At 72.4% G+C, this 13,967-nt stretch carries 14 protein-coding genes; 8 read left to right on the forward strand and 6 right to left on the reverse strand.

The genetic code is table 11. The annotated features are described in order from the left end of the window. Positions 1–102: 102 nt before the first annotated feature. Positions 103–897, forward strand: coding sequence for an HAD family acid phosphatase (locus tag ACFV6E_RS16285; protein ID WP_385167545.1), 795 nt, complete (start codon positions 103–105; stop codon positions 895–897). Positions 898–1,037: 140 nt separating this feature from the next. After that, complete coding sequence (locus ACFV6E_RS16290; RefSeq protein ID WP_385167546.1) at positions 1,038–2,108, forward strand: right-handed parallel beta-helix repeat-containing protein; 1,071 nt, start codon at positions 1,038–1,040, stop codon at positions 2,106–2,108. On the opposite strand, the gene ACFV6E_RS16295 is transcribed toward ACFV6E_RS16290, so the two are convergent. The 3 genes from ACFV6E_RS16295 to ACFV6E_RS16305 form a co-directional block, all read right to left on the reverse strand. Continuing rightward, entirely contained in the window at positions 2,095–2,925 is an 831-nt protein-coding gene (locus ACFV6E_RS16295; RefSeq protein ID WP_385167547.1) for a pectate lyase, read from the reverse strand. The two genes, ACFV6E_RS16290 and ACFV6E_RS16295, sit on opposite strands and share 14 nt — an antisense overlap. A gap of 138 nt (positions 2,926–3,063) precedes the next feature. Beyond that, on the reverse strand, positions 3,064–3,924 hold the full coding sequence (locus ACFV6E_RS16300; protein ID WP_385167548.1) for a hypothetical protein: 861 nt from the start codon (positions 3,922–3,924) through the stop codon (positions 3,064–3,066). Beyond that, positions 3,921–4,487 carry a SigE family RNA polymerase sigma factor gene (locus ACFV6E_RS16305; protein WP_385462160.1) on the reverse strand — a complete coding sequence of 189 codons (567 nt, stop codon included), beginning with the start codon at positions 4,485–4,487 and terminating at the stop codon, positions 3,921–3,923. Before ACFV6E_RS16305 ends, ACFV6E_RS16300 begins: the two co-directional genes overlap by 4 nt. Before the next feature lie 202 nt (positions 4,488–4,689). Between ACFV6E_RS16305 and ACFV6E_RS16310 the strand changes: the two genes are divergently transcribed. Continuing rightward, positions 4,690–6,141: an NCS2 family permease gene (locus ACFV6E_RS16310; RefSeq protein WP_385462163.1), complete on the forward strand. Its 1,452-nt coding sequence runs from the start codon at positions 4,690–4,692 to the stop codon at positions 6,139–6,141. A gap of 23 nt (positions 6,142–6,164) precedes the next feature. On the opposite strand, the gene ACFV6E_RS16315 is transcribed toward ACFV6E_RS16310, so the two are convergent. From ACFV6E_RS16315 to ACFV6E_RS16325, 3 genes are all read right to left on the reverse strand, one after another. After that, positions 6,165–7,616, reverse strand: coding sequence for a peptidoglycan D,D-transpeptidase FtsI family protein (locus ACFV6E_RS16315; RefSeq protein ID WP_385167565.1), 1,452 nt, complete (start codon positions 7,614–7,616; stop codon positions 6,165–6,167). A gap of 99 nt (positions 7,617–7,715) precedes the next feature. Continuing rightward, positions 7,716–8,198: a GNAT family N-acetyltransferase gene (locus ACFV6E_RS16320; RefSeq protein ID WP_385462166.1), complete on the reverse strand. Its 483-nt coding sequence runs from the start codon at positions 8,196–8,198 to the stop codon at positions 7,716–7,718. 2 nt (positions 8,199–8,200) lie between these two features. Then, positions 8,201–8,974, reverse strand: coding sequence for an IclR family transcriptional regulator (locus ACFV6E_RS16325; protein WP_385167554.1), 774 nt, complete (start codon positions 8,972–8,974; stop codon positions 8,201–8,203). A 129-nt stretch (positions 8,975–9,103) separates the two neighbouring features. Here ACFV6E_RS16325 and ACFV6E_RS16330 point away from each other — a divergent pair, with 129 nt between their 5' ends. The 5 genes from ACFV6E_RS16330 to ACFV6E_RS16350 all read left to right on the forward strand — a co-directional run bounded on the left by ACFV6E_RS16330 (position 9,104) and on the right by ACFV6E_RS16350 (position 13,951). Further along, positions 9,104–10,633 (forward strand): aldehyde dehydrogenase (NADP(+)), encoded by a 1,530-nt coding sequence (locus tag ACFV6E_RS16330; RefSeq protein WP_385167556.1) that lies wholly within the window; start codon positions 9,104–9,106, stop codon positions 10,631–10,633. A 104-nt stretch (positions 10,634–10,737) separates the two neighbouring features. Further along, complete coding sequence (locus ACFV6E_RS16335) at positions 10,738–11,274, forward strand: GNAT family N-acetyltransferase (RefSeq protein ID WP_385462169.1); 537 nt, start codon at positions 10,738–10,740, stop codon at positions 11,272–11,274. 92 nt (positions 11,275–11,366) lie between these two features. Beyond that, positions 11,367–12,086, forward strand: a complete 720-nt coding sequence (locus ACFV6E_RS16340) for a DsbA family oxidoreductase (RefSeq protein WP_385462171.1) — start codon at positions 11,367–11,369, stop codon at positions 12,084–12,086. Positions 12,087–12,185: 99 nt separating this feature from the next. Beyond that, complete coding sequence (locus tag ACFV6E_RS16345) at positions 12,186–13,280, forward strand: aminotransferase class V-fold PLP-dependent enzyme (RefSeq protein WP_385167560.1); 1,095 nt, start codon at positions 12,186–12,188, stop codon at positions 13,278–13,280. Between the two features lie 44 nt (positions 13,281–13,324). Then, positions 13,325–13,951 carry an RNA polymerase sigma factor gene (locus ACFV6E_RS16350; RefSeq protein WP_385462174.1) on the forward strand — a complete coding sequence of 209 codons (627 nt, stop codon included), beginning with the start codon at positions 13,325–13,327 and terminating at the stop codon, positions 13,949–13,951. The last annotated feature ends 16 nt before the right edge of the window (positions 13,952–13,967 follow it).

Consider the following 13,967-nt stretch of genomic DNA (forward strand, 5'->3'; position numbering starts at 1 on the left):
CCCGCCCTCCGGGGCGTCCGGCCCGCTGCCCGACCGCGCACGAGGTAAAGATCGGGCAACGGGTCTCGCGCTCCCGGGGGTGACGCGCGTAGAACGTGTGTCATGCATAAGCCACTGCGCACCGTTGCCGTCACCGCCGCCTGTGCCGTCGCCGGCGCAGCCCTGTACGGCGCCGGGGCGGCCACCGCCGGACAGTCGACGGCGAACTCCACGCACGAGCCCTACAACATCGGGCTGCTCACCAAGGACATCGACACCTACTACGGCACCACGCAGGACAGCGCCGGGGTGTACCAGGCGTCCCCGGACAGCCCGTACGCCAAGGACCTGGCGCGGATCGACAAGGCCGCGAAGCAGCAGATCGACAAGGCGGCCCGCGAGGCGAAGCACAAGAAGGCCAGGCCGGCCGTCGTCTTCGACATCGACGACACCGTGCTGCTCAGCCTCGACTACGAGAAGAAGAACAACTACGGCTACAGCAGCGCCAGTTGGGCCGCCTACGTCAACCAGGCGGACCGCCCGGCGGTGTTCGGCAGCCCCGAGCTGATCCGGTACGCCGAGAGCAAGGGCGTCGAGGTCTTCTACAACTCGGGCCTGAGCGAGGCGCAGCGCTCCGCCGCCGTGGCGAACCTGAAGAAGGTCGGCGCCGACGTGAACCTCGACGCCGGCCACATCTTCCTCAAGGACACCGCCAACCCGCCGTCCTACCTCAGCGGCTGCGCCACCGCCGGCTCCTGGACCTGCACGACCGTGCAGTACAAGGCGGGCACCCGCAAGCACATCGAGTCCCTCGGCTACGACATCGTGGCCAACTTCGGCGACCAGTACTCCGACCTCCAGGGCGGCTACGCCGACAAGACGTACAAGCTGCCGAACCCCACGTACTACGTGAGCTAGGGCCAGGGTCCTGGGATACGGCAACGGATCCTGAGGGACGGCAACGGATCCTGATCCGGCGGCGACCAGGGGACAGAAGCGGGCCGGAGCGGCCCCTCCGGCCCGCTTCGTGCCCCGTCCCCCAGGAAAGGACCCGCCCCGTGCGTCTCGTCCCAGGACGCCACCGCCGCACCCGTACGCTCTCGGTCGCCGCCGCGGTGTCCGTCGCCGCGGGGGCGGGCGGCGTCTGTCTCGGTCTCACCGAGGACGGCGCACGGGCCGCGGGCACGGTCACCGTGTCGACCACCGCGCAGCTCCAGGCGGCCGTCGCCGGTGCCACCGCCGGCACCACCGTCCAGGTCCGCGGCGGCACCTACCGCCCGACCAGCACCCTGAGATCGGCCGCGAACGGCACCGCCGCCGCCCGGATCACGCTCACCGCCTACGACGGCGAGCGGGTCACGATCGACGGGTCGAAGCTGCCCGACGGCTCCTGGCTGGCCGGGATCGACGGTGACTACTGGACCGTGCGGGACCTCACCTTCCGGCACGCGCCCGCCCAGGGATTCGTCGCCACCTCGTCCACCGGCGGCGTCTTCGACAACCTCGTCACCGCGGACAACGGCGACACCGGCTTCACCCTGCGCGGCGACGGCACCACCGGCAACCTCGTGCGCGACCTGGACAGCCACGGCAACTACGACGCCGCCGGCCACGGCCGCAACGCCGACGGGCTCGCCGTCAGGTTCGGCTCCGGCACGGGCAACAGGATCACCGGCGCCGCTCTGTACGAAAACGCGGATGACGGGGTGGACCTCTGGCAGTTCTCCACCCCCGTCACCGTCGAGCACTCCCGGGCCTTCGGCAACGGCGAGAACCGCTGGCACGACGTGGCCTTCGAGGGCAACGGCAACGGCTTCAAGCTCGGCGGCGGCGGTGTCTCGGTGGCGCACGTCGTGAACTCCAACGCGGCCTGGGACAACGCCCTGCACGGCTTCACCGAGAACGCCAACACCGGTGCCGTCGTGCTGCGCGGCAACACGGCCCGCGCCAACGCCGGGTCGGGCTTCTGGTTCGCCACCGGCGCCGCCCGCCTGGAGGAGAACTCCGCGGCGGACAACGGCGGCGGCGCGGCCGAACTGGGCCCGTCGACGGTGTCGCGAGACAACACCTGGGACGACGGGACCGGTCAGGCCGCGGACGTCAAGCCCGGTCGGCTCACTCGTAGGTGATGTCCGAGGACGCGTACTTGCAGTTGGTGCCGTCCGCGCCGCTGCCCACCTCGGTGGGCTCGGCGCCGGTGTCGTTGCCCGTGAAGCGCACGCACGGCTTGATCTTCCTGCTGCTGTCGCCGTGGATGCGGATGGCGCTGAGGGTCGCGGTGTCGCCGTAGTTGGAGTTGATGCCGGCGAGCACCTTGCCGGGCGCGGTCGCGTCGATGTCCTTCAGCACGATCGTGCGCTTGTACTGGGTGGAGCAGTTGCCGCAGGAGCGGACCAGCTTGCCGAAGTCCTCCACCTGGAAGCCGGACACGGTGAGCTTCCCTGCGCCGTTGAACTGGAACACCTTGTCCGAGGCGGCCTTCGCCCCGCCGCCGGTCACGGTGTACGTGGCGGACGACGATGTGCCCTTGAAGCTCGCCGCGTCCTCGCCGACGTCCAGCCACCACACGTTCTGGAGCGTGCAGCTGCCCTTGCAGTGGACGCCGTCCGCCCCCGGGGTGCCGATGATGACGTTCTTGAGGACCGCCCCGTCCGCGAGCTCGAAGATCGGGTCCTGGCCCTCGTCCTGGCCGCCGTCGCCGAGATCACCGCTGCCGTAGAACTCCTTGAGCTTGCCGTCGTAGGTGCCCGAGACCGCGATCTTCTCCGACACGGCCTGGCTGCCCGTGGGCTCCGGCCACGCCGTGGCCGCGCCCGCGGTGCCCAGCAGCGAGGAGGTGACGATGGCGGCGCCGGTGAGGGCGAACGCGGAGGCTCCGCCGATCACGGCACGCCGCCTGGCGGTCCGGCGGCGGTGGCTGACGCGCTGTTCAACTCGTGCAGTCATGAAGCGGGTTCCTTGAGTGGAGGGGATGGTGCGTGATCCGTCTCCTGGTCGCCGCTGCCGGGAAAGAGGTTGCCGCCGCCGAGTGATTTCCCGTGGGGGAGTGACCGCGGTGGGCGGGGAGGTGCTGCTGGGGGCGCGCTACGAGTCGCCGTCGTCGTCGCTCGTGCGGGCGAAGCCGCCCGCCACGCTCAGCGTTCCGTCCGGCGTCCGCGCGGTCGCCGTGTAGCCGTCGTCCTTCGCGTCCCGGCCGCCGCGCTCGTGGTCGTACTGGCCCGCGAACACCCACGCGCCCGCCGGGACGGTCCTGCCGTCCTTGAGCACCCAGATGTAGATCAGGTAGCCGTCCCGTTCGCCGACCGTCAGCGTGAAGTCGTCCTCGGGCAGCGACCGCCAGGCGCCGGTCGAGGTGACCCCGCCGGTCTGCGCGATCCGCAGCCGCACGGTGAGCGCGGTGAGGGCCCGGTCGTTCTTCACCGTCACATTGCTCTGTGCCCAGAAGTCGTTGCTGTGCGGGTCGACCGAACCGTCCGACCACAGCGGGCCGTCCTCGGCGTCCGCCGCGGGCGGGTGCGAGGAGGCGGGCGGGGACGCGCTCCCCTCCGGTGTGCCGGACGCGGGCGCGCTCGGTGTGCCGGACCGCTCCGGCGCGCCCGTGCTCGGCGACGGGTCCGGCGGGGCCGGTGCGCGGCTCGTCGCGTCGGGCGACGGTTCGGGGGACGGGGAGACCGCCACGGTCTGCTGCGGCGGGCTGTCGTCGCGCACCGCGGAGGCGACCGCGTACCCGCCGACCGCGAGGACACCGGCGACCGCGGCGGTCGCGCCCACGACCCGGGCCCAGCCGAGCACCGGGGCGCCGCCCACGGGCCGGTGCCGGTGCTCGCCGTCGCCCGCCGTGCCGCGCTCGACGCGGGCGAGGATGCGCGCCCGGTCGGGCTCGTGCCGCCCGGCGGCCTCCCGCAGCGCGGCGCGCAGCTCGTCGTGGTCCTGCGGCTTGCTCATCGGTCCCTTCCTCCGGCCGCGCCCGTCCGCAGGGCCGCCGCGTGCACCCGCTGCGGGGCCGGATCCGGGCCGAGGAGCCGCTGCAATTCGGCCATGCCCTTGGACGTCTGGCTCTTCACCGTACCGACGGAGACCCCCAGCGCGAGCGCGGTGTCCTTCTCGGAGAGGTCGAAGGCGTGCCGCAGCACCACGCAGGCGCGCTTGCGGAACGGCAGCCTGCGCAGCGCCTCTTGCACGTCCACCACCCCGGCGACGTCCGGGTTCTCGGTCCGGTCCTCGCGCTGGGACCAGAACAGGGTGACGCGCCGCCGCTCGCGCACCGCGCTGCGGATCCGGCTGCGGGCGAGATTGGCGACCACACCGCGCGCGTACGCCACCGGGTGGTCGGCCGCGCGGACCCGGTCCCAGCGGTGCCACAGGGCGAGCAGCGCGTCCGCCGCCAGGTCGTCGGCGGCGTCCGCCTCACCCGTCAACAAGTGGGCGAGACGGGAGAGTTCGGCGTAGTGCCGCTCGAAGAAGGCGTGGAACTCCAGGGAGGCTGCGTCGTCGACGACAGTGCCCACGTCCGACCTCTCCTCGCTGCGGGTCCCTTCGGGATCCGAGAGCGTACCAGCGTGCGTACAGGGGTTCGAACGTCGTGTGGCGGGCCGAACCCGGTTCCGTAACAAGGGGAAAACCTGAAACGGTCATGACAGGGGAACAATCCAGCCAGCATCCGCGGACCCGGCCCCCGGGCCCGGGACCCAGGCAGCGAGGAGCGTCTCCATGTCAGAACCGCAGCAGGTGGCCGACCGGCCGGGCGCACCGCGGTCCGCGGCCGACGGCGTCGACCGGTTCTTCCGGATCTCGGCCCGGGGCTCCACCTTCGGCCGGGAGGTACGCGGCGGCTTCGCCACCTTCTTCACCATGGCCTACATCCTGGTCCTGAACCCGATCGTGCTCGGCGGCGCCGAGGACAAGTTCGGGCACCGGCTCGACCCGGCCCAACTGACCACCGCCACCGCGCTGGTGGCCGCCGTCATGACGATCGTCATGGGTGTCGGCGGCAATCTGCCGCTCGCGCTCGCCGCGGGCCTCGGCATCAACGCGGTCGCCGCCTACCAGATCGCCCCGCTGATGAGCTGGGACGACGCGATGGGCCTGATCGTCCTGGAGGGGCTGCTCATCTGCGTCCTGGTGGTGACCGGGCTCCGCGAAGCCGTCATGCACGCCATCCCGCAGCCGCTGAAACAGGCGATCAGCGTCGGCATCGGCCTGTTCATCGCCTTCATCGGATTCGTGGACGCCGGCTTCGTCAGCCGGATCCCGGACGCCGCGAACACCACCGTGCCGGTGCAGCTCGGCGGCACGGGCACGCTGTCGGGCTGGCCGGTCCTGGTGTTCTGCGCCGGGGTGCTGCTGACCGTCGCGCTGCTCGCCCGGCGGGGCAAGGGCGCGATCCTGATCAGCATCGTGACCATGACGGTCGTGGCGGTCGTCGTCGACGCGGTCGCCGACGTCAAGAGCTGGGGCCTGACCACGCCCGAGGTCCCCGACGACGTCGTGGCCTCACCGGACTTCGGGCTGCTCGGCCACTTCAGCGTCTTCGGCGCCTTCGGGCAGACCAGCGCGATCACCGTCGTGCTGCTGGTGTTCACGCTGGTGCTGTCGGACTTCTTCGACACCATGGGCACGGTCGTCGGTGTCAGCGCCGAGGCGGGGCTGCTCGACGAGGACGGCCAGGTGCCGAACCTCGGGCGGGTGCTGCTGATCGACGGCGCCGCGGCGGTCGCGGGCGGCGCGGCCTCCGCCTCCTCGGCCACCTCCTACATCGAGTCGGCGGCCGGTGTCGGCGAGGGCGCGCGCACCGGCTTCTCGAACCTGGTCACCGGCGGACTGTTCGCGCTCGCGCTGTTCCTGACGCCGCTGCTGACCATCGTCCCGCTCCAGGCCGCGGCCCCGGCCCTGGTCGCCGTCGGTTTCCTGATGATGACCCAGGTCAAGCACATCGACTGGGACCGCTACGAGATCGCCGTCCCGGCGTTCCTGACCATCGCCGTCATGCCGTTCACGTACTCGATCAGCAACGGCATCGGCGCGGGCTTCGTCTCCTACGTGCTGATCAAGACGGTCCTCGGCCGGGCGAAGGAGGTCCACTGGCTGCTGTGGACGGCGTCGGCGCTGTTCCTGGTGTACTTCGCCATCGACCCGGTGGAACAGCTCCTCGGCGTGCGGTGACAACGGTGCACGGACCGCGGCCCTCAGTCCTCGAGGGCCGCCTCCATCGCCGCCTTGGCGACCGGCGCCGCCAGGCCGTTGCCGCTGACCTCCGAGCGGGCCGCGTCGGACTGCTCGACGATCACCGCGACGGCGACCTCCTTGTCCGAGGAGTCGGACTTCGCGTACGAGGTGAACCAGGCGTACGGCGTCTTGCTGTTGTTCTCGCCGTGCTGGGCCGTACCGGTCTTGCCGCCGACCGTCGCGCCGGATATCTGCGCGTTGGTGCCCGTGCCGTCCTCGACCACCGTCTGCATCGCCGACTGGAGCTGCTGGGCGGTCGAGGAGCTGACGATCTCCTTGGTCCCGGTGTCGTCGTCGTAGTTCTCCAGGACCGTGCCGTCGGAGTCACTCGTCTGCGACACCATGTGCGGCGAGACCAGCTTGCCGTCGTTGGCTATGGCCGCCGACACCATGGCCATCTGGAGCGGCGTCGCCGTCACGTCGAACTGGCCGATGCCCGTCAGCGCCGTCTGCGAGTCCTCCATGTCCGAGGGGTACACGCTGGCGTACGCGCGGACCGGCACGTCCTGCGTCTGGTCGTTGAAGCCGAACTTCTCCGCCATCGCCTTGAGCTTGTCCTGGCCGAGGTCGACGGCCATCTTGGCGAAGACGTTGTTGCACGAGTACTGGAGGCCGACCCGGATCGAGGCGTTCTCACAGGGCGCGGAGGCGCTCTCGTTGGCCAGGTCCCTGGTCGTGCCCGGCAGCCGGTACGGGTTCGGGCTGTCGGTCTTCTCGTCCACGTCGTCGTACAGCCCGTCCTCCAGCGCCGCCGCCGCGACCACCAGCTTGAACGTCGAGCCCGGCGGCAGCGGCTGGCGCAGCGCCCGGTTCGTCATCGGCTTGTCCTCGCTCTTGGTGAGCTTCGTCCAGGCGTCACTGTTCCCGGTGCTGAGCTGCGTCGGGTCGTACGACGGGGTGGAGACGACCGCGAGGATCTTCCCGGTCTTCGGGTCGATCGCGACGGCGGCGCCCTTGTTGTTCCCGAGCGCCTTGTACGCGGCCTTCTGCACGTCCGGGTCGATGGTCGTGACCACATCACCCGGGTCGGCGCGCTTGTCGGTGACCGTGTCCATGACGGTCTTCAGCTGGGTGTCCGTGCCGTCGAGCAGGTCCTGGTAGATCCCCTCGAGCTGGGTGGCCCCGTACACCTGGGAGCTGTAGCCGGTCACCGCCGCGTACAGACTGCCGTCGGTGTACGTCCGCTTGTACGCGAGGTCGCCGCTCGTCGTCCGCGCGGAACCCGTGACGGCCTCGCCGCCCACGATGATGTTCCCGAGCGGGTTCGCGTACTGCTCCATCGCGTTGCGCCGGTTGTACTTGCTGTCCGCGAGCGCCTTGCCGTCGTAGAACTGCACCCATGTCGCCCGCACCAGCAGGGCGATCACGAGCAGCAGCGTGAAGACGGCGGCGCGCCTGATCGTCTTGTTCATCCCGCTCTGGACGACGAGCGGGACGGGCGCATCGTTCCCTGCCGTCCGATTTCTCATCGGCCGTTCATGTGCCGGTGCCGCTTCGGTCCCGCGGGCCGCTCAGCTCTCCAGGAGCAGGACGACCTCGTCGATCTCCTCGCCGCGGGCCTCGGCGAAGCCGCGGGCGTGCGCCGTCACGCGGAAGCCGCACTTGGCGAGGACCCGGCGGGAGGCGGTGTTGTCCGCGGCGGCGCGGGCGTACAGCGGACGCTCGGGGACGGCGGCGAGCAGCGCCATGAGCGCCCGGGTCGCGATACCGCGCCCCCAGTACGCGCGGTCGATCCAGTACGTGACCTCGCGCTCGCCCGGTTCCCCGTACACCGCCGCGCTGCCCACCACGTCGCCGTCGGCGAGGACGGTGCGCGCCACCACGTCGGCGGAGGCCCTGATGCGCTTCCAGCGCGCGTCGAACGCCGCCCGGTCGGCCGGGTCGCCGCCGGTGAAGGCGGCCATCCGCACCGACTCGGGGTCGTTCATCTGCCGGAAGAAGACGGGCAGGTCGCTGTCGTGCACCGGGCGCAGGTCCACCTCGACGCTCTCCACGGTCAGAGCCTCCGGGTCGCGAGGGTGAGCCGGTCGCGGGCGTCGAACAGGGCGTCCTTCACCGTCTGCTCGTGCGCGGGCGTCAGCCGGGCCACCGGTACCGAGCAGCTGATCGCGTCCCGCGCGGGCGTCCGGTAGGGGATCGCCACGCCGAAGCAGCGCAGCCCCAGCGTGTTCTCCTCGCGGTCCACCGCGAAGCCCTGCTCCCTGATCTGGTGCAGTTCCTCGATCAGCTTCTCGCGGTCGGTGATGGTGTGCTCGGTCAGCCCCTGGAGGGTCTGCGGGAGCAGCCCCCGTACCTGTTCGTCGGTGTGGGTGGCGAGCAGCGCCTTGCCCAGGGAGGTGGAGTGCGCGGGCAGCCGCCGCCCGACCCGGGTGAAGGGGCGCAGGTAGTGCTGCGACTGCCGGGTGGCGAGGTAGACGACGTTCGTGCCGTCGAGACGGGCGAGGTGGATGGTCTCCGTCGTGTCGTCCGAGAGCCGGTCGAGGGTGGGCCGGGCGGCGGCCACCACCTCGTCGCCGTCGATGTACGACGTGCCCACCAGCAGGGCGCGGACGCCGATGCCGTACCGCGTGCCCGTGGCGTCCGTCTCCACCCAGCCGAGCTCCACCAGTGTGCGCAGCAGCATGTACAGGCTCGACTTCGGGTAGCCGACCGCTTCCTGCACCGAGGCCAGCGAGTGCATACCGGGCCGGCCCGCGAAGTACTCGAGCAGTTCCACGGTCCGCACCGCGGACTTGACCTGCGCCCCGCCGCCTGTCTCGCCTGCCGACATCGCCCTTGACCCCTTCGTTGGACGGGAAATAGTCTCCAACGGCATATTCACCATCAGAGACAGCGTTCAGCATATCGAACGCCCCTGGTGGGTGACACAGAACCGCGGCATCACATATGGAGGGACCCGGTGGCAGCAGCACCAGTCTGGAGTGTCGACCCCCGTACCGGGAAGCAGCGTGAGCAGGTCGCGGTGGAAGCCACGGCCCAGGAGGTGGACGAGGCCGTCCGCGCCGCGCACGCAGCCCGGGGCGCCCTCGCCGACCGCACGGTGCGCGCCGCGTTCCTGCGGACCGCTGCCGACCTGCTCGAAGAGGCCAAGGACCAGCTCGTCGAGGCGGCCGACGCCGAGACCGCGCTCGGCCCGGTCCGGCTCACCGGCGAACTCGCCCGCACCTGCTACCAGCTGAGGGCCTTCGCGGGCATCGTCGACGAGGGCGCGTTCCTCGACGTGGTGATCAACCACCCCGACGACACCGCCACCCCGCCCATTCCCGACCTGCGCCGCTACAAGGTGCCGCTCGGCGTCGTCGCCGTCTACTCGGCCTCCAACTTCCCCTTCGCCTTCTCCGTACCCGGCGGCGACACCGCGAGCGCGCTGGCCGCCGGCTGCCCGGTCGTGGTCAAGGCCCACCCGGACCACCCGGGCCTGTCCGAGCTGGTCGCGTCCGTCCTGCGCCGCGCCGCCGCCCGGCACGACATCCCCGCGGGCGTCCTCGGACTCGTGCACGGCTTCGAGGCGGGCGTCGAGCTGGTCGAGCACCCGCTGGTCACGGCGGCCGGGTTCACCGGCTCCGTACGCGGCGGCCGGGCGCTCTTCGACGCGGCCGCCGCCCGCCCCGTACCGATCCCCTTCCACGGCGAGCTGGGCTCCCTGAACCCCGTCGTCGTCACCGCGGCCGCCGCCGCCGAGCGCGCCGAGGAGATCGGCGCCGGGCTCGCGGGCTCGATGACGCTCGGCGTCGGCCAGTTCTGCGTGAAGCCGGGCCTGGTCCTCGCCCCCGCGGGCGCCGCGGGCGACAGGCTGCTGAAGTCCCTGACCGACGCGGTCAGCGACACCGACGCCGGGGTCCTGCTCGACCACCGCATGCGCGACAACTTCATCGCCGGGGTCGCCGAGCGCGCCGGACTCCCCGGCGTCGAGGCCCCGGTCACCCCGGGCGCGGGCGGCGAGCACACCGTCAGCCCCGGCTTCCTGACGGTGCCCGCCGACAAGCTCACCGCCGAGGGCGTGCACGACCTGCTCCTGGAGGAGTGCTTCGGCCCGCTCACGGTCGTCGTCCGCTATGCGGACGAGGACGAGGCCGGCGCGGTCCTCGCCCGGCTGCCCGGCAACCTCACCGCGACCGTGCAGCTCTCCACCGAGGAGGCGGCGGGCGAGGGCCGCGGCGCCGAGATCCTCGCCGAGCTGACGCCGCTCGCGGGCCGCGTCCTGGTCAATGGCTGGCCGACCGGCGTCGCCGTCGCCCCGGCCCAGCACCACGGCGGCCCCTACCCGGCCACCACCTCCACGTCCACCTCCGTCGGCGGCACCGCCATCGAGCGCTGGCTGCGCCCGGTCGCGTACCAGAACGCCCCTCAGGCGCTGCTCCCGCCGGAGCTGCGCGACGACAACCCGCTCGGCCTGCCCCGCCGTTACGACGGCCGGCTGGAGCGCTGACACCGAGACCGGGGCCTCACCGCCCACGGGCGCCGAGGCCCCGGCCCACCTGTCTCACCCGTTTCTCCCGGAACCGCCGCACCACCCGTCACGTCCTCCGGTGCATGACCGAAGACCGCGTGACCGAAGACGGCATCATCGAGGACCGCGACGGAGCCGCCCGCCGGGTCATCAGGCCCGCGCTGCCCGCCGAGGCCCCGGCCGTCGCCGCGCTGCACGCCCGCGCCCGTGCGACGTACTACCCCGACGGCGTCCCCGACGACGGCACCGACTGGTCCGCCGTCTGGCGCGGCGCCGTCGAGCGCCCTGACGGAACCGTGCTGTGCGTCGTCGAGGACGGCGCCGTCACCGGCATCGCCTCCTTCCGCACCCCCGAGGGCGCCCCCGCCGACACCGTGAAGCTCTTCCAGTTCCACGTCGACCCCGACCGCTGGCGCGCCGGGACCGGCACCGAGCTGCACGCCGCCTGCGTCGCACGCTGGCGGGCCGCCGGCAAGCGGTCGGCGGTGCTCGACGTGCACGTCGACAACCACCGCGCCCAGTCCTTCTACGCCGCGCTCGGCTGGCTCCCCGACCCGGAGAACCCGCCGGCCGAGGGCGACCACCACCGCTACCTGCGGTACGCGGTCACCGGGGAATGAGCCGGGTCGCTTGAACGTTCACACGTTCAACGGAGGCCGTCTCCGTACCGGAGCGCGCCTCCGAACCCGTACGACCCGAAGGAAGCCGCAGCATGCGCGTCGAGATCTGGAGCGACATCGCCTGCCCCTGGTGCTACGTGGGCAAGGCCCGCTTCGAGAAGGCGCTCGCCGCCTTCCCGCACCGCGACCAGGTCGAGGTGGTGCACCGGTCCTTCGAGCTCGACCCGAACCGGGCGAAGGGCGACACCCAGCCCGTGCTCGCGATGCTCACCGAGAAGTACGGCATGAGCGAGGAGCAGGCACAGGCCGGCGAGGAGAACCTGGGCAACCAGGCCGCCGCCGAGGGCCTCGACTACCGCACCGAGGGCCGCGACCACGGCAACACCTTCGACATGCACCGGCTGCTGCACCTCGCCAAGGCCGAGGGCCGCCAGGACGCGCTGCTCGGCGCCCTGTACCGGGCGAACTTCGCCGAGGAGCGCTCCGTCTTCGGCGACGACGAACGGCTCGTGGAGCTGGCCGTCGCCGCCGGGCTCGGCGCGGACGCGGCCCGTGAGGTGCTCGCCGACCCGGCCGCGTACGCCGACGACGTGCGCGCCGACGAGCGCGAGGCCGCCGAACTCGGCGCGAACGGCGTCCCGTTCTTCGTCCTCGACCGTACGTACGGCGTCTCCGGCGCCCAGCCCGCCGAGGTCTTCACCCAGGCCCTGACGCAGGCGTGGGGCGAGCGCTCCCCGCTGCGCCTGATCGAGGAGCCGGGTACGGACGCGGCGGCCTGCGGGCCCGACGGCTGCGCGGTCCCGCAGGGCTGACGGGCCGGGCGGGCCGGGCGGGTCACCGGAGCTCCGGCGGAAGCCCAGGTCCGCGGCGATCCATAAGCCGTCCTTCGCGGTACCACGCAGGAAAACGCGATGGACGGAGGTTCCCGCGGACCGCACAGTGGTGCCATGGAGACCAAGGGAAGCTTCGACAGCCTCGTGACCGCCGAGTTCGCACCGAAGAGCACCTATCTCAACACCGCGAGCACCGGACTGCTGCCCGCCCGTGCGGTGCGGGCCATGCGGACCGCGGTGGAGTCCGTCGCGGCCGGGCAGCCGCAGGACATGTTCGCCGACGTGGAGGCGTCCCGGGCCGCCTTCGCCCGGCTGACCGGCGTCCCGGACCGCCGGGTCGCCGCCGGTGCCTCCGTCGCCGTCTACACCGGGCTGATCGCCGCCGCGCTGCCCGCGGGCGCCGAAGTCCTCACCGCCGAGGACGACTTCAGCTCCACGGTGAACCCCTTCCACGTCCGCGGCGACCTCAAGGTGCGCACCGTGCCGCTGGAGCGGATCGCCGGGTCGGTGCGGGCGGGCACGGACCTGGTCGCGGTCAGCGCCGCGCAGTCCGCCGACGGACGGCTCGCCGACCTCGCGGCCGTCCGCGCGGCGGCCCGCGAGCACGGCGCCCGGGTCTACCTCGACGCCTCCCAGGCCGCGGGCTGGCTGCCCCTCGACGCGGACGCCTACGACTACGTCGCCACCGTCGCCTTCAAGTGGCTGCTCTGCCCGCGCGGCACCGCCTTCCTGGTCGTCCCCGAGGACCTGGGCGGCCTCACCCCCCTCTTCGCGGGCTGGGTGGCCGGCGAACGCCCCTGGGACAGCTGCTACGGCCCCGTCGCGGAACTCGCCCACTCGGCACGGCGGTTCGACGAAAGCCCCAGCCTGTTCTCGTACGCGGGAGCCCGGCACTCGCTGGAACTCCTGGCGGAACTGGGCACGGACGCCGTGCTCGCCCACGACCTCGCGCTCGCCGACCGCTTCCGCGAGGGCGTCGTCGGACTGGGGCACGAGCCCGTCGACGCGCCCGGTTCGCCCATCGTCTCGGTGCCGGGGCTCGGGCACCGGCAGCCCGCCCTGAGCCGCGCCGGAGTCGAGGTGAGCGACCGCGCGGGCAACCTGCGGGCGGCGTTCCACCTCTACAACACACCCGCGGACGTCGACCGACTGCTCGACGTCCTGTCCGGCTGACCTCTGGCGCGGGCCGCACGGGGACGCTAGGAAGGCACCACGAGGTGGTGGTGCCGGTGGAGCCGACGCTCGAAGAACCTCCCGTCGACGCGGAAGTGCACCGGCGGCTGGTGTACGGCGACGAGACCGCGCTCGCCGAGGTGTACACCGCGTACGGCGGCCTCGTGCGGGGCGTCGCCGTCCGGGTCACCCGCAGCCCGGTCGCCGCCGAGGACGTGGCGCAGGAGGTCTTCGCCCAGCTCTGGAGCAGGCCCTACGCCTTCGACGCGGACCGTGGCTCGCTGCGCACCTGGCTGTCCATGCTCGCCCACCGGCGGGCCGTCGACTGGGTGCGCAGCGAGGCCCGGCACCGCAAGGACGCCCGCGCCGACGACACCGCGCTGCACGCCATCCCCGAGCCGGGCCCCGGGCCCGACGAGACCCTCGTCGACCGCGAACGCTCCCTGATGCTGCACACCGCGCTCTCCCAACTGCCGCAGCAGCAGCGCGAGGTCGTCCACCTCGCCTACTTCGCGGGCCGCACCTACCGGCAGGCCGCGGTCGAACTCGGCATCCCCGAGGGCACCGCCAAGACCCGGCTGCGCTCGGCCCTGCGCAAACTGGCCGATTCCCTGACCGACCCGCCCGATCCGCCGGACGCGCCGGACGCCGGTCTCGAAAGGGGCGCGTGATGGCGGCGGGTCCGGC

This window comes from Streptomyces sp. NPDC059785 (assembly GCF_042732375.1).
In the GTDB taxonomy this organism is placed as follows: Bacteria; Actinomycetota; Actinomycetes; order Streptomycetales; family Streptomycetaceae; genus Streptomyces.